The organism is Sneathiella sp. (assembly GCF_047631475.1).
In the GTDB taxonomy this organism is placed as follows: Bacteria; Pseudomonadota; Alphaproteobacteria; order Sneathiellales; family Sneathiellaceae; genus Sneathiella.
Genome location: NZ_JBLHZT010000025.1, coordinates 15251 through 35001 on the forward strand (window position 1 = coordinate 15251; position 19751 = coordinate 35001).

Genomic DNA, 19751 nt, shown 5'->3' on the forward strand with positions numbered 1-19751 from the left:
CCCTATTAATAAAATATTATTTTTGGTATGCTAATGATAGTGTATGTAAGGCGCTTGTTCGTTAGGGTGCCGCGATAATTTGGAAATGGTCTTTGGTATATTTCAGCTTAACCCGTTGGAGGGCCTATTGGCTCAAACTTTTAGAGTCTTGAGTTACTTTATTTTTCTGTGGTTTTTATCAGGAAACCCCGCTTTTTCTGATGAGTCTGTTGTCTTCGCTTGTAACGAATTTCCGCCATATAAAATGGAAAATAGTGACTCCGGTTTACCTGGTTTTGACGTTGAATTTCTGCAGCAGTCTTTTAAACGAGTGGGTGTGGATCTAAAAATTCAGTTCATGCCGTGGAAACGAGCCCTGGAAGAAGCCCGGCAAGGCCGCGTTAATGGCGTTTGTAGTTGTTCACAGACCAAGGGGAGAGCAGAGTATCTGTATTTTTCGGATCCCTTGGGAAAAGCGTCATCCGGGGTTTTCAGCTTAAGGAAGAATAACTTCCCCACGGTTAAAATAATCGATGAGATAGGCACACACTCGGTTGGGGTTGTGCGCGGCTACAATATCACAGAGAACCTCATAAGAGCGCATATTCAAAATGTTCTGGAATTGTCCGATGAACAGCAAGGGCTGAATGTTCTGCTGAACGGGCGCATCGATTATTATTATAGTTATGAAGCTCCTACTCGATACTATCTGGGACAGAAGAATAGATCGAAAGAGGTTGTTTATCATGAGCTTACTTACGCGAATTATTACTCGTGTTTCAGCAAGTCGGCCAACGGATCGGAAGCGTTGCTAAAGCAATTCAATGCGGGACTTGCCGAAATTAAAAAAGATGGCACTTACGACAAGATATTAGCCAAATATCGGTAACGCCCCCTATAAATCAGGCTTCAGCGAGTTGATATTTCACGGCTGAATTTTGACGAATTCCTCAGGATAAAGAAGGCCTAAACAGGTATTTTGAGAAGCCGTTCAAATCTGCGCCTATGCCCACATTCACGGCGCTCGTTAGGGGCGCTGGTTTAAATGCCGGACGACCCTTATTTGGTTCTGACAACAAGTCTTTGTTGTTTTTCAGGTTCCTGCTTTTTTGTATCCCGTCCAAAATTTAAAGATGCTTTGCTGACGGCGGGACCCCTTGTTCTGGATCTGAAAAGGAACCATTTTTGCATTGCCGTCTTCGACGAACTTCCTTGGTTGGCAATTCCGTTTCGTCCATAATTGCGAAAATTTGGCCTGATTTGAAATTTATTCTACCCCGTAGATTTACAATTGCATCCCGGGAAACTCCCTTGCCTGGTACCGCTGCTAAAACACACATAGGCGCCTTCTTTTTCTAACGTCAAACTGCTGAAGATTAGCGAATTATATCAGCGTACTAGTAATTTTTGGGGGTGGTGGTTTCGCGTCGGAAACGGTGGTGGTTGCGGTCATGTTATTTACGGGTCTGGCGCGAGGGATTTGATGCCGGTTTATTCCGATAGGTTTCCAGCTTGCCCCCTTTAATAAAGGGAAGGGCGGTTGAATTATCACTGCTTTTTGTTAAGTTGATAGCCATGGAAAATAAAAACATGTTCTTCAATGAGATGTCAGGTCCAGACGATAAGGTCCGCGAACCTTATCAAGATTATCAAGAATGGATGATTTCGGAAAAGCCGGCCCGGCTGAAAAAAAAGCAGGCCGCGTCAGAAGCATTTTTTCGTCGTACTGGAATTACTTTTAATGTTTATGGCCGCGAGGAGGCGTCAGAAAGGTTAATCCCTTTTGACATCATCCCCCGAATTATTTCGGAGCGGGAATGGAGCCGTCTGTCGCGCGGGATCGAGCAACGGGTTCGTGCCATAAATGCTTTCTTGCATGATATTTATCACCGACAGGAAATATTGCGCGCAGGGCGCATTCCGGCTGAACTTGTCACAAATAATGAAGCCTTTTTACCGCAAATGCTCGGTGTTTCCCCTCCCGGAAATGTTTATACGCATATCGTTGGGACCGATATCGTTCGTACTGGGGAGGATGAGTTTTATGTCCTCGAAGACAACGCTCGAACGCCTTCCGGGGTGTCGTATATGTTGGAAAACAGGGAAACAATGCTACACATGTTTCCGGAATTGTTTGCCAAGATCAAAGTGCAACCTGTTAGCAATTACCCCCGTAACCTGCGGCGAAGCCTAAGCGCTTGTGCGCCGAAAGCCTGTACGGGCAGGCCTGTTGTTGCTGTCCTGACGCCCGGTATTTACAATTCAGCGTATTTCGAACACTCCTTTCTGGCTGAACAGATGGGGGCCGAGCTTGTTGAAAGTCACGATTTGCGCGTGATCGATGGCCGCGTTGCCATGCGGACAACGAGGGGCTACGAAGCCATTGACGTGCTTTACCGTCGCGTTGATGACGAATATCTCGATCCACTGAATTTCAACCCGGACTCGATGCTGGGGGTTCCCGGTATTATGGATGTGTATCGTGCAGGCGGTATCACCATTGCCAATGCACCCGGCACAGGTATTGCGGATGATAAAGCAATTTATTCGTATATTCCGGACATTGTTGAATTTTATACAGGCGAGAAGGCCATTCTTAAAAACGTTCCGACCTGGCGATGTTCCGAGGCGGATTCTTTAGCGTATGTCCTTGATAATCTTGAGGATCTGGTGGTTAAAGAAGTTCATGGTTCCGGTGGTTATGGCATGCTCGTTGGGCCGGCTGCGAGTAAACGCGAGCTGGCATCGTTCCGCAGCAAATTGAAAGCCCGGCCCGATAATTATATCGCTCAACCAACATTATCGTTATCGACCGTGCCTATTCTAACCAATAAAGGGTTGGCGCCGCGTCACGTGGATCTTCGGCCCTATGTTCTGGTCTCCCCGGATAATATCAATATAACGCCCGGTGGTCTTACGCGCGTTGCATTGAAAGAAGGGTCACTGGTTGTTAATTCAAGTCAGGGCGGCGGTACAAAAGATACGTGGGTTCTGGAGGAGTAGATCATGTTGCTTGGTAAAAATGCAGGTGGTCTTTTCTGGATGTTTCGGAACCTCGAACGCAGTGAAAACACCGCTCGGCTTCTGGAAGCCGGTTTCCGTATGGCGCTTACACGTTCTGCCGCTGCAGAAGGGGAGTGGGCGTCGGTTGTCTCGGCAAGCGGGACGTATCAGCTCTACACTGAAGAGTATGACACCTTTAATGCACCGCAGGTCATCGATTTCCTGCTGCGCGATACAACTAATCCATCGAGTGTTATGTCAACGATCACAAGTGCCCGGAATAATGCGCGGCTTGTTCGGACAGCGCTGACCCGTGAGGTATGGGAAGCGACCAATGAATGTTACATCACTCTTAAGGGCCTATTGGATCGCAAGATCAGCGACAGCGAACTCCCGGATATTCTGGCGGTGATACGTCAACAGAGCTCGCTGGTTCGCGGGGCGCTGCACGGGACGATGCTGCGCAATGACGCCTATGATTTCGCGCGGCTTGGCACCTTTGTTGAGCGGGCAGATAACACAGCCCGTATTCTGGATGTGAAATATTATGTCCTTTTGCCATCGGCGTCTTTTGTTGGGTCGTCCCTTGATAATGTCCAGTGGGAATCCATCCTACGGTCGGTTTCTGCACTAAGTGCGTATCGCTGGCTGAATGCTGGAGAAATCAACCCCGTTTTTATCGCTGATTTTCTGATCAGTGACAGGCGCTTACCCCGATCGTTGGCCTTTTGCTACAAGCAGATTGTCGAGAATCTGGATTACCTGTCAGAAGGATATGATCTGGAACTCCCCTGTCATGAACAGGCCGCCGTCCTTTACCAGCGTTTACGCAATACACCTATTGATGATATTTTTGATATGGGATTGCATGAATTTATTGTCGATTTCATTGACGGTAATGCGCAGCTGGCCAATCAGATTGCACAGGATTACCGTTTCGATGGATAAAGCATGCTCTTAAATATATCTCATACAACGCAATATCATTATGACGAACCGGTTCAGTATTCCCTGCACCAGCTTCGCCTGACCCCGAAATCAAACCAAAACCAACGCGTGGTCAATTGGCAAACGACCATCACGGGCGGAGAGAAACAGCTGGAATTCATTGATCAGCATAACAACCATGTTGATCTTATAAGTTTCAATGCCGGGGAATCAGAAATATCCATTCACTCCTGGGGTGAAGTTGAAACGACTGATACACATGGAATTGTTGGCAAGCATGGCGGATATGCGCCTCTTTGGTATTTCAAAAGCACGACAGAGCTTACACAACCGGGAGGACAAGTGAAGAAGCTTGTTAAAACGTTAGGGGATCGCTTCAACGGAGATATCGAGCGCATGCATGCATTGTCGAGCCTGATTTCGGAGCAGGTGTCCTATAAGATCGGAGAAACCCATGCGGCGACGACTGTTGAAGAAGCGCTTAATGCTGAATATGGGGTTTGTCAGGACCATGCCCATATATTCAGTGCCGCGGCGCGTTTGATGGGGTACCCGGCGCGTTATGTGAGTGGGTATCTGCTGATGGATGGTCGGGTGGATCAGGATGCCACCCATGCTTGGGCGGAAGCTTATCTTCCAGAGTTGGGCTGGGTCGGTTTCGATGTTTCCAACAATATTTGCCCCGATGAGCGATATGTCCGTGTGGCCACGGGTCTTGATTATCGTGACGCGGCCCCGATATCCGGTGTCCGTTACGGTAGTAGCGGTGAAACGATGATTGTGTCTTTGCAGGTTCAACAGTAAGATAGCGGCTTTGTTATCACGGATTTCCTGAGTATGACTTATTGCGTGGGCATGTGCCTGAACCGCGGCTTGGTCTTTATGTCTGATACACGGACCAATGCTGGTGTCGATAATATTGCAACCTTTCGAAAAATGCGCACCTGGTCGACACCGGGTGAGCGTGTCATTACTTTAATGGCGGCAGGGAATCTGGCCACAACCCAGGCGGTCGTCTCTATGCTCGACGAGCGGACGAAAATCTTGGCTGAACGCTTTCCGTCTATTCTTGAAGCCCCGACCATGGTGCAAGTTGCGCAGATTATCGGTGAGCTGGTCAGGGATGTGGTGCAATCCAATGCGGTTGGAGGGCAAAATGCAGATACGACCTTTCACGCGACTTTTATTCTGGGCGGCCAGATCAAAACGGGTGAGCCACGTCTGTTTATGATCTATCCCGAAGGTAATTTCATTGAGGCCTCTACTGATACGCCGTTTTTTCAGATCGGTGAAACCAAGTACGGGCGACCGATTATTGTTCGGGCCTATGATCCGGATATGAAGTTCGAAGATGCCATCAAACTGCTCATGGTTTCGTTTGATTCTACCATCAAGGCGAATTTGTCTGTGGGGTTGCCTATTGACGTTCAGACCTATGAAACGGACAGCTTCGAAGTTGGGCATGAATTTAGGGTGGAGCCCAATGATGAATACTACAATCTGATTTCGGATAGCTGGGGCGAAGCATTGCGCACAGCGTTTTTCTCTTTACCCGATTTCGAATTCAACGATTGATATAATACCTTCGGATGCAGGCCGTGTCGCGAGAAAAGCGGGTCTTCTCAGCGGGGGCACTCTCATGGATATTGCGCACCTATAGAAAATTACCTCGAACTGCCCATTAGACGCGCAACGCAAACAAGGACCGTATTTTGTGGTCCTTAAAGTGCTTCACAATTTATAGGTGCCTCTTTAATCCCTAAAGGGCCAGCGCTTTTTGACCGTTTATAAAGACTGTGTCATGATCCTATCATGAGTGTATTCTGATATTATGTCCATGGGGTGTGTCCTCATAGAGACGGGGGCTGCAGTGACTGACTTTAATCTAGGTTCATATTCACGTGAAATTACAACAGCATCACCAAAAGCGAAGGCTTTTTTTGATGAAGGGTTGGTTTGGCTGTTTGGATATAACCACGAAGCGGCTGCGACGTGTTTTGAGCAGGCGGTTGCCAGTGATCCCAATTGTGGAATGGCTTACTGGGGGATCGCATATGCCATTGGCCCAAATTATAACAAGCCGTGGGAGTTTTTTGAACCAGAGGAGCGTATTGAAACTCTGAAGCGCGCTCATGAGGCGATTGATCGGGCAACCGCACTTCAGGACAGTCTTTCATCTGTAGAGGCGGCCTTGATAGAGGCCCTTGCGGACAGGTTTCCGACCGATCCGGAAATTGAGGATTATGCACCTTGGAATGATGCATTTTCCGATGCCATGCGCAAAGTTTACACCGAATTTCCGGATGATCTTGATGTGGCGACCATTTTTGCAGAAGCCCTGATGAACAGAACCCCTTGGTTGTTGTGGGATTTGCCAACCGGTCAGCCTGCTGAAGGGGCTTCTACGCTGGAGGCGTGTTCCGTTCTTGAGACAGCCTTTGCAGAATTATCCGGGGCATGGGAGCATCCTGGCCTGCTGCATATGTATGTTCATTTAATGGAAATGTCGCCAACGCCGGAAAAGGCCCTCCGTCACGGGGACCGATTGGTCGATCTCGTCCCGGATAGTGGTCATTTGGTTCATATGGCGACGCATATCGATGTTTTATGTGGAGAATATCAGAATGTCGTCTATCGAAATAGTCGGGCGGCGAAGGTCGATCAAAAATATGAAGCCGTCGCCGGCGCCGAAAATTTCTATACGCTTTACCGAATACATAATGTCCATTTTGAAGCATATGGCGCAATGTTCTTGGGCCAGCCGGATGTTGCCTTGGCGGCATCAGAAGAATTAATCAGAATGTTGCCTGAAAATGTCGTCCGTTTTATGCCGGAATTGTTTGAATCTTTTTATGGCAAGAAAATTCACGTCATGGTTCGCTTTGGGCAATGGCGTGAGATCCTGGAAGAACCCTTTCCCGACGATCAGGATCTTTATAGCTACACGACAACCGCTATGCGGCAGGCGAGAACCATCGCGCTTGCAAATCTGGGGCAAATTGAAGAAGCTGAAAAAGAAAGCCAATTGGCCATAGAAGCCGCGAAACGGGTGCAGGAGGGGCGGATGGTCTTCAACAATACCAGTCAGGATGTCCTGGAAATCGGAAAAGCCATGATGGATGGGGAACTCGCCTTCAAGTCAGGGCATATTGAAGAGGGGCTCAACCATTTGCGCCGGTCAGTCCAGCTTGACGACGGGTTGCTTTATGATGAGCCATGGGGATGGATGCAGCCCACACGACATGCCTTGGGGGCGCTTTTGATGGAGGTAGGTAAATTCGAAGAAGCGGAGGCCCTGTATCGTGCCGATCTGGGGCTTGATAATACGCTGGCGCGGGCCTGCCAGCATCCCCGGAATGTTTGGAGTTTGCACGGCCTTCACGAATGCTTGGCCCGGCGCGGGGAGACTGTTGAAATCAAACATATAAAGTTGATGCTGGATCAGGCCATGGCCCGCACAACGGTTCCGGTCCGCGCGTCTTGCTATTGCCGAAAGCACAATCCTAAAGCCGCTTGACCCGTAAAGTTTGATGCTTTTTCCGCGGGGAAGCAGAAATGTGAAGCCGTCGTTCAGCTATAGGATCAGATCAGATCGATAAGGCTTGCTCTGATAATTTGGGGGGATCGCCAGCGTTATTGCAAGACTTCTTTGGCAGGACGCTGACACGCAGAATTTTAGGCGTTCGTACATGCCTTCAATTTGGCCGGTCCGTGTGTTTTGCGCCTTGTGGTTAGACAAAATTCTTTAATTCTTCAGTTGGAATAAACTGAGAGCGATTTAATTGAAAATCTGAAAAAGCCGGCGGTGACAACAAACTAGAGTTTGAAGATGTGGAAAGAAGTGGTGCCCAGGGGCGGATTCGAACCACCGACACGCGGATTTTCAGTCCGCTGCTCTACCAACTGAGCTACCTGGGCATCCTTCGCTTGCAGGACTTGGTGCCTGCGAGGAAGCTGGGTTATAGAAGAAATTCGCGGGGCTGTCCATACCCTTTAAACAAATTTTTTAAAAAGGTTTGTGCCGCGTTTTTATCTTCTCTTTTCGTCTGCTTATCCGGGTTGTCCGGGATTAATAATCATCTTCATTGTCATTGGTGGAAAGGGCTTCTTCTCCGGGAATGACATAACTTTCGTTAAACCACTTTCCCAGATCCAGTTGTTGACACCGGGAAGAGCAAAAGGGTCGGTATTTGTGAAGTGTTTCTTTTCCGCATTGAGGGCATTTGCCTTCGGATTTTTTACGCTGTGTCACGATCTGATCTCATCTCTTGCAGTACTGCGGATGATATAGGCGTCATCCTTTAAATTCGGGTCTTCGGTCCATTTTACAGAAAGGGCCGTATGGGCCTCAATCTCTTTTTTTGTCAGTGCCAGATAAGATGCGATTTGCGGGCTACATACGATTGTCAGGCTGGCAGATTTCTCGTTGTGCCGAAACCGCATCAGGTCATTTATCAAATTTGTTGCAGTGAAAAAGGATGGGGTTGATTGGCGTTGATCTGCTGGGCTTGAAAGAAGTGTCTGCAGATCGGCGTTTTTGCGTTGACGTGTCAATTGCATCAGACCCAGTTCTGCCATTCCAATTACGCGAACGGGGCTGGGGTCCGTCTGGCAAAGCTCTTTGAGGTCCTGCGTCAGTGTTCTAATGGCCTGTTTATCGTTCATCTGGATAAAATCAATGATGATAATTCCAGCCAAATTGCGAAGGCGCAATTGAGCGGTGATCAACGCAGCCGCTTCCTTATTTGTTTGAAGAGCCAAAGTGTGAGCCGTTTGGCGCGCTGACGTGGCCGTTCCGCCGGAATTGACGTCGATCGCGATAAGCGCTTCGGTTTTTTCAATTGTCACAGAACCGCCAGAAGGAAGGGGAAGACGAACCTCGCGCGCGTCGTCAATCTGGCTTTCAATGTTGAAGTGATCAAAAAGAAGATCCGCGTGGCTCCAGAGGGTTACTTCACTAAAGATCTGCTTCAGGTTTTTGTATATCCGGGTACTGTTTGTGATCAGGTGCGCGTCTGAACCACCGGCTGTTTTAGCAATTTGGCATTCCGGGGGCTCGCCGCTGAAAAGAAGACGCGGTGATGCCTCCTGCCTGGCGGCTTTATTGGCGGCCTGCCAGATCTCCTGTAAATGTACAATTTCGGAGATGGTGGTGTCGATTGGATGGTTCCGGGCAGCAGAACGTACTGTTATCCCGCCAGAGACGCCAGCCTCTTCAGCTTGGAGGATGAGCGCGTCCCTAAAGGCAGGATCATTTAACTGTTTGGCAAAAGCAATCGTCGTGCCGTTCGGTGCAAAAACAGAGAATTGCCCTTCCAGTCGGATGAACGCACTGATTTGTTTTGGTTTGTTGTCGTGGGCTTCCTTTATGACCTGAACAATTAGTTTCAGTCCTTCATGTAGGTGAATATTGGAAGGAATATCCCGTAATTTTAGAAAAGCGTGGGCTGTGCCCCCTAAATCGACAAATGCAGCCTCCAGCTCCCTAGAGGTTGTTGCAATTCGACCAAGATAAACATTCCCGATTTCAGAGTTTTTCCCCTGGGGAAAGATAAACAGGTCCTTCACGGTTTCACCGTCAACAACCGCCGCGCGTAAGCCCGGTACATTATCGTCAAAAAGGACGGTGGCGGTCATGCGCCTTTAGGCATCAAGCTTGAATGACGCCAGACGTTAAAGCCATTTCCCGCCAGCATCATCGCGACTTCATGCAGGGGAAGACCAACAATATTAGAATATGAACCCTGGATTTTGGCGGTGAAAATACTGCCCAGACCCTGTATGGCATAAGCCCCGGCCTTGCCTTGCCATTCTCCGCTTTTCAAATAGCTTTGAATATCATGCTCATCCAATGGTTTGAAAATGACGGTGCTTTTTACGGTTTTCTGGCGGACAGTTCCATTTGGTAAAACCAGTGCGGTGCCGGTAAAAACGGCGTGCTTTCGACCCGATAGTAAAGAAAGAAAACGGCGCGCTTCTGTTTCAGTTGATGCTTTTCCCAGTATTCGCTGTCCCACAGCAACCACTGTATCTGCGGCAAGAACGAAGGCACCTTTGTGCCGTTCAGCAACGGCAGCGGCTTTTTCTACAGCCAACCGACCTGCAAAATGCCGGGGTTTTTCTGCCGGCATTGGAATTTCAGGAATATCAGCCGGATCAATAATGTCCGGTTCTAGTCCAATTTGGGAAAGTAGTTCTTTTCTCCGAGGTGATGCGGAGGCAAGTACCAAAAGCGGGCGGGTCTGTGCAGAGACAACGGGCGTCGCAGGGCGTGTCATGTCGATTTCAGCCAATCGTGTCTCCGCGTAATTCCGAAACGTTTATTTGTGACGGAACTTAATACGGCCCTTGGTCAGATCGTATGGTGTCATTTCTACGGTAACATGGTCACCGGGAATGATGCGGATACGGAATTTGCGTATCTTTCCTGCCGAGTGGGCAAGCACTTCGTGATCATTGTCAAGTTTGACGCGGAATGTTGAGTTGGGTAAGCATTCCGTTACAGTACCTTCAAACTCCAAAAGCTCTTCTTTAGCCATGAATTTCCTAATTCAGTTGTTGAAACTTGCGTGCAAAATGAGACGCCTTCTCTAAAAATGCAAGCTTTAGTTTGATTTTATCGCATAAAACTGTGTTTAGAGTGCTGCGAATACACTTTAGTATACCATAATTCACACAAGGGGGGCAGGATTAGTTGCAAAGCGTGATTTGATATGTTGGTAAAGATCATCGCGGACCTGACGGTAGGCGTTGAGCCGCATTTCACGGTTTCCTTCAGCAATTGAGGGGTCCAGTGTCAGCCAGTATTCTACTTCACAGGCCGTCGTCCTGGTTATTTCTTCCGCTTTTGCCCTGGCTTCTGGGGACAAGGCAATTATGAGGTCAAAAGAGGTATCCGTCAGTTCATCGAAATTTTTGGAGAGATGATCCGAGGCATCCAGACCAATTTCATCCAGAACCTCTACGGTAAATCCGTCAATTTCAGTTGCCCTCACTCCTGCGCTATCAACAAAAATCTTCTGTCCAAAAAGGCTTTTTGCGATAACTTCTGCCATAGGAGAACGAATACTGTTGTGGGTGCAGGAGAACAGTACGCTGGTCGGTTGTAGCAAAGGGGCCGGAGAAGCTCCGGTATCCATGGTGATGTCACCCTCGAATATGTAAGACGCAAATCAGTGTGAAAAGGCGGCGCGCCGTATCAAAATCGGTTTCGACCTTTCCCTTCAGGCGTTCCAAAAGAAGCTCTGTTCCTTCGTTGTGAAGGCCTCGGCGCCCCATATCAATGGCTTCAATCTTGGAGGGGGATGCCGTTTTGATAGCATCAAAATAGCTTTCACAGATATGAAAATAATCTTTGATCACACGTTTAAATGAAATAACCGGAAGTGGGAGACGAAGCAGGGTTTGGGTATCCCCTTCATCCCGGATATCAAAAATAAGGCGGTTATCTTCAATGCTGAGATGTAGCGAATACGGACCTGTTTCCGCCTGTTCACAGATGGCAAACTGGTTCAGATCCAGCAGATCAAAAATAGCGACCTTTTGTTCATGTTCGATATCGGGACTACGTCGAATAACGGATTTCTCATCCAGAGTGATATTGACGATACGCTGATGATCTGATGACATGGCAGCTACTTTCTTCCAGGTTAGGTCGGCTTATTCATTCGGATAGCAACCGACAGCGCATGCGCACCCAGCCCCTCTGAATTTGCCAGACGGACAGCATCGGGCCCTATTTTACCAAGCCCGTCAGCATCCAGTTTAATCAATGAGGATCGTTTCATAAAGTCCAGGGTTGACAGGCCTGACGAAAAACGCGCTGTCCTAGCGGTTGGCAGAACGTGATTGGGGCCTGCAATATAATCACCGATTGCCTCCGGTGTGTAACGACCCATGAAAATAGCGCCTGCATGACGGATATTTTTAGCGTAGGTTTCCGGATCATCAACGCACAGTTCCAGATGTTCCGGTGCAATGCGGTTGACCAGAGGTACGGCATCGTCCATCGAATTGACAACGATAACTGCGCCGTAATTTTCCCAGCTTGCTGCCGCTATTTCGCCGCGTGACAATGTTTTCAAGGTATGCGTGACCGCTTGCTCGACCGAATTTGCAAAATCGGCATTGTCTGTAATCAAAATGCTTTGCGCAACAGGATCATGCTCCGCCTGCGATAGTAAGTCAGCGGCAATCCAGGCGGGATCATTCTGAGCGTCGGCAACGACCAGAATTTCAGATGGGCCAGCAATCATGTCGATACCGACTGTGCCAAAAACCTGCTTTTTTGCGGTTGCAACGAAGGCATTTCCTGGGCCGACAATCTTATCAACCGGGGCAATTGTTTCTGTTCCATAGGCAAGGGCTGCGACAGCCTGTGCACCACCAATCCGATAGATTTCCGTGACACCGCATAAATCAGCTGCTGCCAGTACAAGCGGATTGATTACCCCATCAGGGGTCGGAACAACCATGACAAGGCGCTCTGCCCCCGCCACTTTGGCCGGAATAGCGTTCATCAAGACAGAAGACGGATAGGTGGCGAGGCCGCCTGGAACATAAAGGCCAACATTCTCAATTGCCGTCCAGCGGTGACCCAGCTGAATGCCGTCGGTGTCCGTATAAAACAGATCATCCGGTTTTTGTTTCTGATGATAGGCTTCAATACGAGCTGCCGCAATTTTCAGGGCATTCAGTGTTTGGGCGTCGCAGCCCGCAAGGGCCTGTTTGATTTCTGCGTCGGTGACTCTGATCTCATCGGCAGAGGTTAATGACAAACGATCAAACTTGTTTGTATAAGCTAGGACTGCTTTGTCACCATTTTCGCGTACGTCCGCCAATATATCAGCGACAATTGCGCTTACATCGGCGTCTGTTTCGCGTTTTTGAAACAGCAGGTTTTGAAAGGCGGTTTCGAAATCCTGATCTTGAACAGATAATTTAACGGGCATCGACCACAGTCCTGAATTTCTGGATCCAGTCATTCATTTCAACGGATCGTGTTTTCAATGCCGCGCGGTTGACAACCAGACGCGACGTGATGTCGAGGATTTTTTCAACTTCCACCAGACCATTTGCCTTCAAGGTTGCCCCCGAAGAAACCAGGTCCACAATGCGCTTGCATAAGCCCAGACCCGGGGCAAGTTCCATTGCCCCAGACAGCTTGATACATTCGGCCTGGATGCCTTGCGAAGAAAAATACTGGTGTGTCAGATTGGGGTATTTTGTTGCAATCCGAACATGGCTCCATCGGTTGGGGTCCTTATCGTCTTCCATGTCTTTGGGTTGCGCAACAGCCAAATAACAATGTCCGATATCCAGATCAACAGGAGCATAGATTTCAGGGTAATTATGTTCCAGCAAAACGTCATTACCGGCAACGCCAAGTTGAGCGGCGCCAAAAGCAACAAAGGTTGCAACATCAAAGGATCGTACCCGAATAATCGAAATGTTTGGGTGATTGGTTTTGAAATGAAGGAGGCGGCTTGCCGGGTCGTCAAAGGCGGCTTCAGGTTCAATTCCTGTTGCGCGAACCAAGGGCATTACTTCTTTCAAAATTCGGCCCTTTGGCAGGGCGATTACCAACTCTTCACTCGAAGACACGTGTTTGCTCCGTTCCTTTATCCGGGGATCCCGGCAATTTATTCTGGTTGATCATATTGAGGGTGACTATTCTGTGTCGGTCTCAGTATGGTCCGGGATTTTGTCGGTTCCCCAAGGGTCTCCAACATCGGTTAGGGCTATATCTATACATTCTACTGAAAGTCGCAAGGCTGCATTCCCGGCGAAAATCAGATTTACAATCGCGCTGCCATCCTCACCGGGGATACAGGTAAGCGATAATAATTCGAGCACTTCTGTCGGGCGGTCTGGGGAAATTCCTTGTGCTTTTACCGACAATACATCGCCGAACAGCAACCCACACCGGGTGCGCAAAGTATTTTCCGGTGCCTTCTGGAACTGTTCCCACATGAAACGAGAGGCGGTTAGGGTGAGCGTGCGGCTGATCGCGGAATAGCCGAGCTCTCCGGGGCTTGTAATCGCTCCTTCAATCGCTGCCGAGATAACAGAAACATCTTCTATTTCAGCTGCTTTCAGTTTTAGTCCATCTGCCACTCTATTATCCTGACCTGTCTTGTGACTATAGTTCCGCTTGTAACCTTACGATATCAGCGCCGCAAGCGGCTAATTTTTCTTCCAGTCGTTCATATCCACGGTCAAGATGGTAAACCCGATTAATAATGGTTTCCCCGGCTGCGGCCAAGCCCGCCAGAACCAATGAAACTGACGCGCGCAAGTCGGTCGCCATCACCTGTGCCCCGACAAGTTCTTTTACCCCCCGCACAAGCGCAGAATGACCATGAACTGTGATGTTTGCCCCCAGACGGGTAAGTTCAGGAACATGCATGAAGCGGTTCTCGAAAATCGTTTCTGTGATCATGGAAGCGCCGGCAGAGACGGTCATTAATGCCATGATCTGGGCCTGCATATCTGTTGGGTAACCCGGATAGGGTTGGGTCATGATGTCCACACCCTTGATCGGCTCTTTTGGATCGCGTGACACAATCAGGCCATCGTCGGTGACCTGAATTTGTGCGCCGGCGGCTTCAAGAATTTCGAGGACAGAGCTTATCAGGTCTGCGTCGGTATTGGTCAGTTCTATTCGCCCGCCTGTGATTGCCGCTGCAATTGCATAGGTGCCTGTTTCAATGCGGTCGGGCATGACAGAATAACGGGCGCCATGCAGGGCCTTTTTCCCGGTAACGGTGAGATTACTTGTTCCTTCGCCTTCAATCTCGGCGCCCATTGCTTTCAAAAGGCGAATCAAATCGGTAATTTCAGGTTCTTTCGCGGCATTTTGAAGAAGGGTGACCCCATCAGCAAGGCAGGCCGCCATTAAAAGATCTTCTGTTGCACCCACGGACACCGTATCAAATCTGATCTCGGCCCCTTTTAATCCGTTTGGTGCTTCGGCAACCATATAACCGCCGACAATGTCGATTGTCGCGCCCATTGCTTCCAAACCATCAAGATGCAGGTTCATGGGACGGGTTCCAATAGCACACCCACCCGGCAGGGAGACTTTTGCTTTGCCGATCCGGGCGAGCAATGGACCCAGCACCAAGGCGCCTGCCCGCATTTTGCGTACGATGTCGTAGGGGGCTTCTGTGCTTGTTATTTTTTCAGCAGTAAGCGAAATTGCCCGGCCGTTGCCGTTGCCGTTTTCACCGTTCAGATGGGCCTGTGCGCCGTGCTGGCAAAGCAGGTTGATCAACGTCGAGATGTCCGCAACATGAGGCAAATTGCTGAGTGTTACAGTTTCTTCCGTCAATAGGGAGGCGACCATTAAGGGCAAGGCTGCATTTTTTGCGCCGCTAATCTCGATTTTACCGTTTAAGGGCTTCCCGCCACGAATACGAATACTGTCCATACTTGTCTTCAATCCAGGCTGTCTGTCAACGAACAGACACCATTCTTAATCTAATAGAATTGCAAAAGGAGCCTGGAAAACCACGCCCCTCGATTATAAGTCCTTATGCCGCTCAATTATGTCGAGCTTAGGGCATTTAAAGCCGCGGAAGGGTCACGCCTTCCTGGCCCATATATTTGCCAGCGCGATCTTTATACGACACTTCGCACGGCTCGTTCCCTTTCAGGAACAGGAACTGGCAAGCGCCTTCGTTGGCATAAATCTTGGCTGGTAAAGGTGTTGTGTTAGAGAATTCCAGCGTTACATGCCCTTCCCATTCAGGTTCGAGCGGGGTCACATTGACGATAATACCGCACCGGGCATACGTTGATTTGCCAAGGCAAATAACCAGTACATCCCGTGGGATGCGGAAATATTCAACAGTTCGTGCCAAAACAAATGAATTGGGGGGAATAACACAAACATCCGTTTTCCGGTCGACGAAGCTGTCATTGGAAAACGCTTTTGGATCTACTGTCGCGGAATCAATATTGGTGAATATTTTAAATTCATCGGAAACGCGGGCGTCATATCCATAAGAAGACAGACCATAGGAAATCATATCTTCCCGCTTCTGGCTTTCTACAAATGGCTCGATCATTCTCTGATTTTGTGCGGCAGACCGGATCCATTTATCTGACAGGATGGACATTAAGCTTTTCTCCAGAACTAGTGCGAAATTTGGGTCATCTTATAGATAACTCGAGCAGGGGCCAAGGCATAACCTTGCCTGTTGGGGGTGAAATTTTAATCGATGAGTTTATTTTTGTTTTTGATCGCATCCGGCGCTTGTTCTCCGCGGCCCCTTTGCAAGGATTTGCGTTTTCGCAGATTATCTCGCAAGGCGCCCGCCAGACGGTCAGCTTTTTCGTCTTTCAATTTCTGCTTTTGGGACGATTTATCCTGATTATCTGTCATCTGTTTCTGTCTTCTCTGCTTCGGTCAATGTCCTTCAGTATCGCTAAATCAGGACATTGACAACAACAGAGATGAGAGGTGTCGCCAAATTGAGGTTTTGGCGCCTTAAATTGCCTCCTTGGTCAGCATTTCAGAAGAGTTCGGGTCGGAGAGGGCCCGAATAAGGCTGTTGACCGATGCCCGGACAGAAGGGTCTGATATTTCGTTATAATTTCGAACAAGCTCGATGGTTGCCCGACCTTTTCCGCCATGCTCCATTGGGGGGGTGCTTTCCTGAATTTGCAGATCACCGAAGAAATAGGAAATTTCCACCTGCAACTTGACTGAAAGCTCATAAAGGCGACCAGCAGATATACGGTTTGCGCCCGTTTCATACTTCTGAACCTGCTGATAGGAAATATTCAAAGCCTCTGCCAATTGAAGCTGGGTCAGGCCTAGCTGGGTCCGTCTGGTTCTGATGCGTTCGCCCACATGATCTCCGACACGTTTTGCTACTTTAGACATAATCTATCCTCTCTCAATAGCTGCTCTCTTAAATGTCAGTCCCCCGAAACGACGGTTTTCTGTCGTTTGCGACCTCGTTGCAACATCGCTTCGGATAGCAAGAGGGGCTGTCTTCCCCTATCATTCATATGCGAACATTTTAATGTAGGAGAAATTAATATGTTTCATTCAACTTATAGTCGCGACCTTATAAAATCTGGCAATCTCATTCCGATGCTGCGTCCCTTGGTCTCTGTCCTAAATCGGGCCGGATACAACTACGCCGTCCGCTTTGATATGAACCAATGGGCTGAAACCCGCCAGAAACTTGACCCTGACCATCAAGTGGTCATGCCTACTTTTGATCCTTTGCACTGCGATCAATCCAATAGTTACTGGATTGAAGTTACGTCCGCCGAACGGGAGGTTGTAGCCGTCATCGCCGCCCGCCGCTTTGATACCCCTGATTTCGTTGAAATGATGGCCACCGGCAAAGTCTGGTCTGATCATCCGCGCCATGGCCGCCTTAAACTTGCGCTGCCCAAGGGTGTTCGCATGGGGGGATCCATCCTGTATCGGGGTGGCCTCTGTGTTAAAAAAAGTCATCGCAAAGAAGGCCTTTCGTGGATCTTGCCGCGCTTGGTGTCCCTAATTTCAATTGACCAGGGCATTGATTTCACCGTCAGTCATAACCTTGCGGACCTGCATGGAAATGGATTCACGTTCAGGGTCTATGGGCATAGTCATTCGGCCCTGTGTTTTGATGGAACAGAGCTTTTTCCCCCGACCAATGATCGACGAAAAGCCTATTTTGTCTGGACGGGTCTTGATGACGTCATCGCCCTTGCGCGTCGGGATCACGAGATTATCGTAAACAGCGGCAACGAGAATCTGAGTGATCTGGCCGTTCTCGCGCAGGGGCCAAGTCAAATGGAGGTAGCTCCGCCTGTTCTGCGGCGTGCTCTTGGTGGTTAGGGCGAGGCGGGGCAAACCGGTCATTACGGTTGCTGAATAAGCAAGGATAATGGCTTCCTTGGCGATTTCGTTTTCCCACTGTCCCAGAACCAGACCTGTGTGATCCTGAAAATTATCCATACGGGTCTTGGGGTCGTATTCCAGAACCTTGTAGCGGAGCGGGTTGTTGTCTTTCACATCAATGCGGTGAAAAAGAATATTCGGGAAACCGTGTCGTAAATTTTCGACGGAATTGATGTCATCAATGGTTGTAAGCTCGCCGATTTGGTAAAGATGCTTGATAAGCGCATCCATATCAGGGGAAATCAATGAGGCACTTTCCGTCGTGAATTGATGCTCTTCAATGCGGCTGTTTTCATCCTGCCAGGTGCGGGTATGTAACGGATCGAGTGGCATCTATCATCTTTCCAGTAATCTAAACCGTTGGCGCAAAGGTCCGCCATAGTTGGTAATCAGGACATTTCCACCGGTTATGAGAGAGGCGGCAATGACCAATTTGTTCAGTAAAAAATAATATATACTCTGCTTGGGGCTCTTTTTGCTTCTCTCATAACGCATTGAATAATTTAGAGTATTTCAATGTATCCGTTTGCAGCGGCATTATTTTGAGCTGTAAAAATACGATATTCGCCCGAATAAGGAGAGTAGTTGCGCGCCCATTTCTATTTTAGAATGTTGATGGATTACAGGGCGGGTTGCAAGAACTATTGTGATCAAAACTGACCATAAATAGGATTATTTTGATTTTTTTACGGGAGTGGACCATGCCGTATTTTGAATTTGATAGCTTGCCTTGGTGATGGTGGGGGACAGGCTTTTGGCAAAATTTTCAAGTTCTTCCCGCAATTTTTGGGTTGGTTTTAAGATTTTGCGCCGGCTGTCATTCGGGTCGATAATCATGGACACATAATCCGCCTCGATCAGGGCGTTCAGCTGTTTTTTAATCGTGTTACGAGAATGATTGGTCGCAACAGACAGACTGGAAATGTCGATTGTTTTGTTTGAAAGATCGGCCTGTTCGATGTGAAATGCAATTTCCTGCTGAACGGGTTGGCTCAACGCCTTGTAGCGAAGCCTGTTTTCCTGAATGGCCACTAACAAATCCGTAATAGCGGCGTAAATCGATAGAGACTGGTCTGCCATATCATTCGCTTCATGGCCTGACTCTCCTGAACAACGATCGGAAAGGCAAGCCCGTTAGGGGGCACGATACATTGTTACTTTGCTCACTATAGGCGAGCGACAGGCGAACGCCAATGCCTCGGATGAAGAAAGTTGCCGCAACCCAAAAAGAAGGCCGTATCGCATCGCGGCCGGTTGGTAAAACTGATCCAAACCGCGCCGCGGCCCGTAATAAAGAAATACACTGATGTTCAGTTGGAAAAATGCAGGATGCCGCAGATTTTAACATGGCTGGAGATGAATGAAGCGCTGGTCTATGGGATTATTTTTTCATATTGCGCGCTGAAAAGTGGCGCGTTGCCCTTTTTAGCGGCGGCGCTGGCGCCACAGGCCGTGCTTGATCCCTATCTGATCGGCGGCGCGGCCTTTTTGGGCGGATATCTTGGAGACGAGCTTCGTTTTGCTGTGGCGCGACAGTATGGGGACGGACTTGTCACGCGATTTCCAAAACTTTCAAAACCACTGGATGCGACGAGGCGCATGATCGATCGATATGGCGTCGCTTATCTTTTTTTGTACCGCTATCCCAAAGGAATGCGCACGATCGGCGCGCTTCCGGTCGGCCTGACGCCGATTCCCTGGAGCCAGTTTACGATGCTGAACGCCGCGTCGGCATTGCTGTGGGCCAGCATCCTGGTGGGCGGAGGGTTTTTTCTGGGTGTTCAACTGGCAGAGACGATCGCCGCAGGTTGGGGCGCGGCAAGTATTACATTGCTTCTCCTCTTTATTGTGACGGCGGTCCTGCTTTTCCAGCATACTCAAGCCCGTATTTGACGAACCCCGCCTGATGGGG

At 48.9% G+C, this 19751-nt stretch carries 23 protein-coding genes and 1 tRNA gene; 7 read left to right on the forward strand and 17 right to left on the reverse strand.

The genetic code is table 11. From position 1 onward, the window contains the following. The first annotated feature begins 127 nt into the window (after positions 1-127). From ACJAYR_RS11345 to ACJAYR_RS11370, 6 genes are all read left to right on the forward strand, one after another. On the forward strand, positions 128-868 hold the full coding sequence (locus ACJAYR_RS11345; RefSeq protein ID WP_415236713.1) for a substrate-binding periplasmic protein: 741 nt from the start codon (positions 128-130) through the stop codon (positions 866-868). A gap of 686 nt (positions 869-1554) precedes the next feature. Further along, on the forward strand, positions 1555-2982 hold the full coding sequence (locus ACJAYR_RS11350; RefSeq protein WP_415236714.1) for a circularly permuted type 2 ATP-grasp protein: 1428 nt from the start codon (positions 1555-1557) through the stop codon (positions 2980-2982). Between the two features lie 6 nt (positions 2983-2988). Further along, positions 2989-3930 carry an alpha-E domain-containing protein gene (locus ACJAYR_RS11355; RefSeq protein WP_181017861.1) on the forward strand — a complete coding sequence of 314 codons (942 nt, stop codon included), beginning with the start codon at positions 2989-2991 and terminating at the stop codon, positions 3928-3930. A gap of 3 nt (positions 3931-3933) precedes the next feature. Next, the gene (locus tag ACJAYR_RS11360; protein WP_415236715.1) at positions 3934-4734 is read left to right on the forward strand and encodes a transglutaminase family protein; all 801 of its coding nucleotides are present in this window, start codon (positions 3934-3936) and stop codon (positions 4732-4734) included. A gap of 33 nt (positions 4735-4767) precedes the next feature. Next, positions 4768-5505, forward strand: a complete 738-nt coding sequence (locus ACJAYR_RS11365) for a peptidase (RefSeq protein WP_415236716.1) — start codon at positions 4768-4770, stop codon at positions 5503-5505. 295 nt (positions 5506-5800) lie between these two features. After that, positions 5801-7447, forward strand: coding sequence for a tetratricopeptide repeat protein (locus ACJAYR_RS11370; RefSeq protein WP_415236717.1), 1647 nt, complete (start codon positions 5801-5803; stop codon positions 7445-7447). A gap of 325 nt (positions 7448-7772) precedes the next feature. Here ACJAYR_RS11370 and ACJAYR_RS11375 read toward each other — a convergent pair. The 17 genes from ACJAYR_RS11375 to ACJAYR_RS11455 all read right to left on the reverse strand — a co-directional run bounded on the left by ACJAYR_RS11375 (position 7773) and on the right by ACJAYR_RS11455 (position 18919). Beyond that, positions 7773-7848, reverse strand: a tRNA-Phe gene (locus ACJAYR_RS11375). 151 nt (positions 7849-7999) lie between these two features. Beyond that, complete coding sequence (locus tag ACJAYR_RS11380; RefSeq protein ID WP_415236718.1) at positions 8000-8182, reverse strand: DNA gyrase inhibitor YacG; 183 nt, start codon at positions 8180-8182, stop codon at positions 8000-8002. Continuing rightward, positions 8179-9567 carry a ribonuclease E/G gene (locus tag ACJAYR_RS11385; protein ID WP_415236719.1) on the reverse strand — a complete coding sequence of 463 codons (1389 nt, stop codon included), beginning with the start codon at positions 9565-9567 and terminating at the stop codon, positions 8179-8181. Before ACJAYR_RS11385 ends, ACJAYR_RS11380 begins: the two co-directional genes overlap by 4 nt. Beyond that, entirely contained in the window at positions 9564-10208 is a 645-nt protein-coding gene (locus ACJAYR_RS11390) for a Maf family protein (protein WP_415236745.1), read from the reverse strand. The genes ACJAYR_RS11385 and ACJAYR_RS11390 overlap by 4 nt, the downstream gene beginning before the upstream one ends. 42 nt (positions 10209-10250) lie before the next feature. Then, a complete protein-coding gene (infA, locus tag ACJAYR_RS11395) occupies positions 10251-10469 on the reverse strand; it encodes a translation initiation factor IF-1 (RefSeq protein ID WP_169543178.1) in 219 nt (72 codons plus the stop codon). 132 nt (positions 10470-10601) lie between these two features. Next, on the reverse strand, positions 10602-11069 hold the full coding sequence (locus ACJAYR_RS11400; RefSeq protein WP_415236720.1) for a low molecular weight phosphatase family protein: 468 nt from the start codon (positions 11067-11069) through the stop codon (positions 10602-10604). 7 nt (positions 11070-11076) lie between these two features. Further along, positions 11077-11559, reverse strand: coding sequence for a UPF0262 family protein (locus ACJAYR_RS11405; RefSeq protein WP_415236721.1), 483 nt, complete (start codon positions 11557-11559; stop codon positions 11077-11079). 20 nt (positions 11560-11579) lie between these two features. Beyond that, a complete protein-coding gene (gene hisD / locus ACJAYR_RS11410) occupies positions 11580-12881 on the reverse strand; it encodes a histidinol dehydrogenase (RefSeq protein WP_415236722.1) in 1302 nt (433 codons plus the stop codon). Continuing rightward, positions 12871-13533 (reverse strand): ATP phosphoribosyltransferase, encoded by a 663-nt coding sequence (hisG, locus tag ACJAYR_RS11415; RefSeq protein WP_415236723.1) that lies wholly within the window; start codon positions 13531-13533, stop codon positions 12871-12873. The genes hisD and hisG overlap by 11 nt, the downstream gene beginning before the upstream one ends. 66 nt (positions 13534-13599) lie before the next feature. Continuing rightward, the gene (locus tag ACJAYR_RS11420; RefSeq protein ID WP_415236724.1) at positions 13600-14046 is read right to left on the reverse strand and encodes a DUF2948 family protein; all 447 of its coding nucleotides are present in this window, start codon (positions 14044-14046) and stop codon (positions 13600-13602) included. A gap of 25 nt (positions 14047-14071) precedes the next feature. Next, positions 14072-15361, reverse strand: a complete 1290-nt coding sequence (gene murA / locus ACJAYR_RS11425) for a UDP-N-acetylglucosamine 1-carboxyvinyltransferase (RefSeq protein ID WP_415236725.1) — start codon at positions 15359-15361, stop codon at positions 14072-14074. A gap of 136 nt (positions 15362-15497) precedes the next feature. Continuing rightward, positions 15498-16052: a dCTP deaminase gene (gene dcd, locus ACJAYR_RS11430; protein WP_169543172.1), complete on the reverse strand. Its 555-nt coding sequence runs from the start codon at positions 16050-16052 to the stop codon at positions 15498-15500. 95 nt (positions 16053-16147) lie between these two features. After that, positions 16148-16318 carry a hypothetical protein gene (locus tag ACJAYR_RS11435; RefSeq protein ID WP_415236726.1) on the reverse strand — a complete coding sequence of 57 codons (171 nt, stop codon included), beginning with the start codon at positions 16316-16318 and terminating at the stop codon, positions 16148-16150. 105 nt (positions 16319-16423) lie between these two features. Further along, positions 16424-16822, reverse strand: coding sequence for a helix-turn-helix domain-containing protein (locus tag ACJAYR_RS11440; protein ID WP_415236727.1), 399 nt, complete (start codon positions 16820-16822; stop codon positions 16424-16426). Positions 16823-17059: 237 nt separating this feature from the next. Next, positions 17060-17407, reverse strand: coding sequence for a hypothetical protein (locus ACJAYR_RS11445; RefSeq protein WP_415236728.1), 348 nt, complete (start codon positions 17405-17407; stop codon positions 17060-17062). Positions 17408-17455: 48 nt separating this feature from the next. Beyond that, the gene (locus ACJAYR_RS11450; protein ID WP_415236729.1) at positions 17456-18172 is read right to left on the reverse strand and encodes a hypothetical protein; all 717 of its coding nucleotides are present in this window, start codon (positions 18170-18172) and stop codon (positions 17456-17458) included. 339 nt (positions 18173-18511) lie between these two features. Then, entirely contained in the window at positions 18512-18919 is a 408-nt protein-coding gene (locus ACJAYR_RS11455) for a hypothetical protein (protein WP_415236730.1), read from the reverse strand. 249 nt (positions 18920-19168) lie between these two features. On the opposite strand from ACJAYR_RS11455, the gene ACJAYR_RS11460 reads away from it, so the two are divergent. Then, positions 19169-19732, forward strand: a complete 564-nt coding sequence (locus tag ACJAYR_RS11460) for a DedA family protein (protein ID WP_415236731.1) — start codon at positions 19169-19171, stop codon at positions 19730-19732. Positions 19733-19751 lie beyond the last annotated feature (19 nt).

What these genes read in the sequence shown, in the direction of transcription:
- ACJAYR_RS11435 (WP_415236726.1), bottom strand. Translation starts at nt 16,318, where the DNA reads ATGACAGATAATCAGGATAAATCGTCCCAAAAGCAGAAATTGAAAGAC.
- ACJAYR_RS11405 (WP_415236721.1), bottom strand. Translation starts at nt 11,559, where the DNA reads ATGTCATCAGATCATCAGCGTATCGTCAATATCACTCTGGATGAGAAA.
- murA (WP_415236725.1), bottom strand. Translation starts at nt 15,361, where the DNA reads ATGGACAGTATTCGTATTCGTGGCGGGAAGCCCTTAAACGGTAAAATC.
- ACJAYR_RS11360 (WP_415236715.1), top strand. Translation starts at nt 3,934, where the DNA reads ATGCTCTTAAATATATCTCATACAACGCAATATCATTATGACGAACCG.
- ACJAYR_RS11365 (WP_415236716.1), top strand. Translation starts at nt 4,768, where the DNA reads ATGACTTATTGCGTGGGCATGTGCCTGAACCGCGGCTTGGTCTTTATG.
- ACJAYR_RS11445 (WP_415236728.1), bottom strand. Translation starts at nt 17,407, where the DNA reads ATGACTTTTTTTAACACAGAGGCCACCCCGATACAGGATGGATCCCCC.
- dcd (WP_169543172.1), bottom strand. Translation starts at nt 16,052, where the DNA reads ATGTCCATCCTGTCAGATAAATGGATCCGGTCTGCCGCACAAAATCAG.
- ACJAYR_RS11455 (WP_415236730.1), bottom strand. Translation starts at nt 18,919, where the DNA reads ATGGCAGACCAGTCTCTATCGATTTACGCCGCTATTACGGATTTGTTA.
- infA (WP_169543178.1), bottom strand. Translation starts at nt 10,469, where the DNA reads ATGGCTAAAGAAGAGCTTTTGGAGTTTGAAGGTACTGTAACGGAATGC.
- ACJAYR_RS11385 (WP_415236719.1), bottom strand. Translation starts at nt 9,567, where the DNA reads ATGACCGCCACCGTCCTTTTTGACGATAATGTACCGGGCTTACGCGCG.
- ACJAYR_RS11400 (WP_415236720.1), bottom strand. Translation starts at nt 11,069, where the DNA reads ATGGATACCGGAGCTTCTCCGGCCCCTTTGCTACAACCGACCAGCGTA.
- ACJAYR_RS11390 (WP_415236745.1), bottom strand. Translation starts at nt 10,208, where the DNA reads ATGACACGCCCTGCGACGCCCGTTGTCTCTGCACAGACCCGCCCGCTT.
- ACJAYR_RS11460 (WP_415236731.1), top strand. Translation starts at nt 19,169, where the DNA reads ATGCCGCAGATTTTAACATGGCTGGAGATGAATGAAGCGCTGGTCTAT.
- ACJAYR_RS11450 (WP_415236729.1), bottom strand. Translation starts at nt 18,172, where the DNA reads ATGCCACTCGATCCGTTACATACCCGCACCTGGCAGGATGAAAACAGC.
- hisD (WP_415236722.1), bottom strand. Translation starts at nt 12,881, where the DNA reads ATGCCCGTTAAATTATCTGTTCAAGATCAGGATTTCGAAACCGCCTTT.
- ACJAYR_RS11440 (WP_415236727.1), bottom strand. Translation starts at nt 16,822, where the DNA reads ATGTCTAAAGTAGCAAAACGTGTCGGAGATCATGTGGGCGAACGCATC.
- ACJAYR_RS11350 (WP_415236714.1), top strand. Translation starts at nt 1,555, where the DNA reads ATGGAAAATAAAAACATGTTCTTCAATGAGATGTCAGGTCCAGACGAT.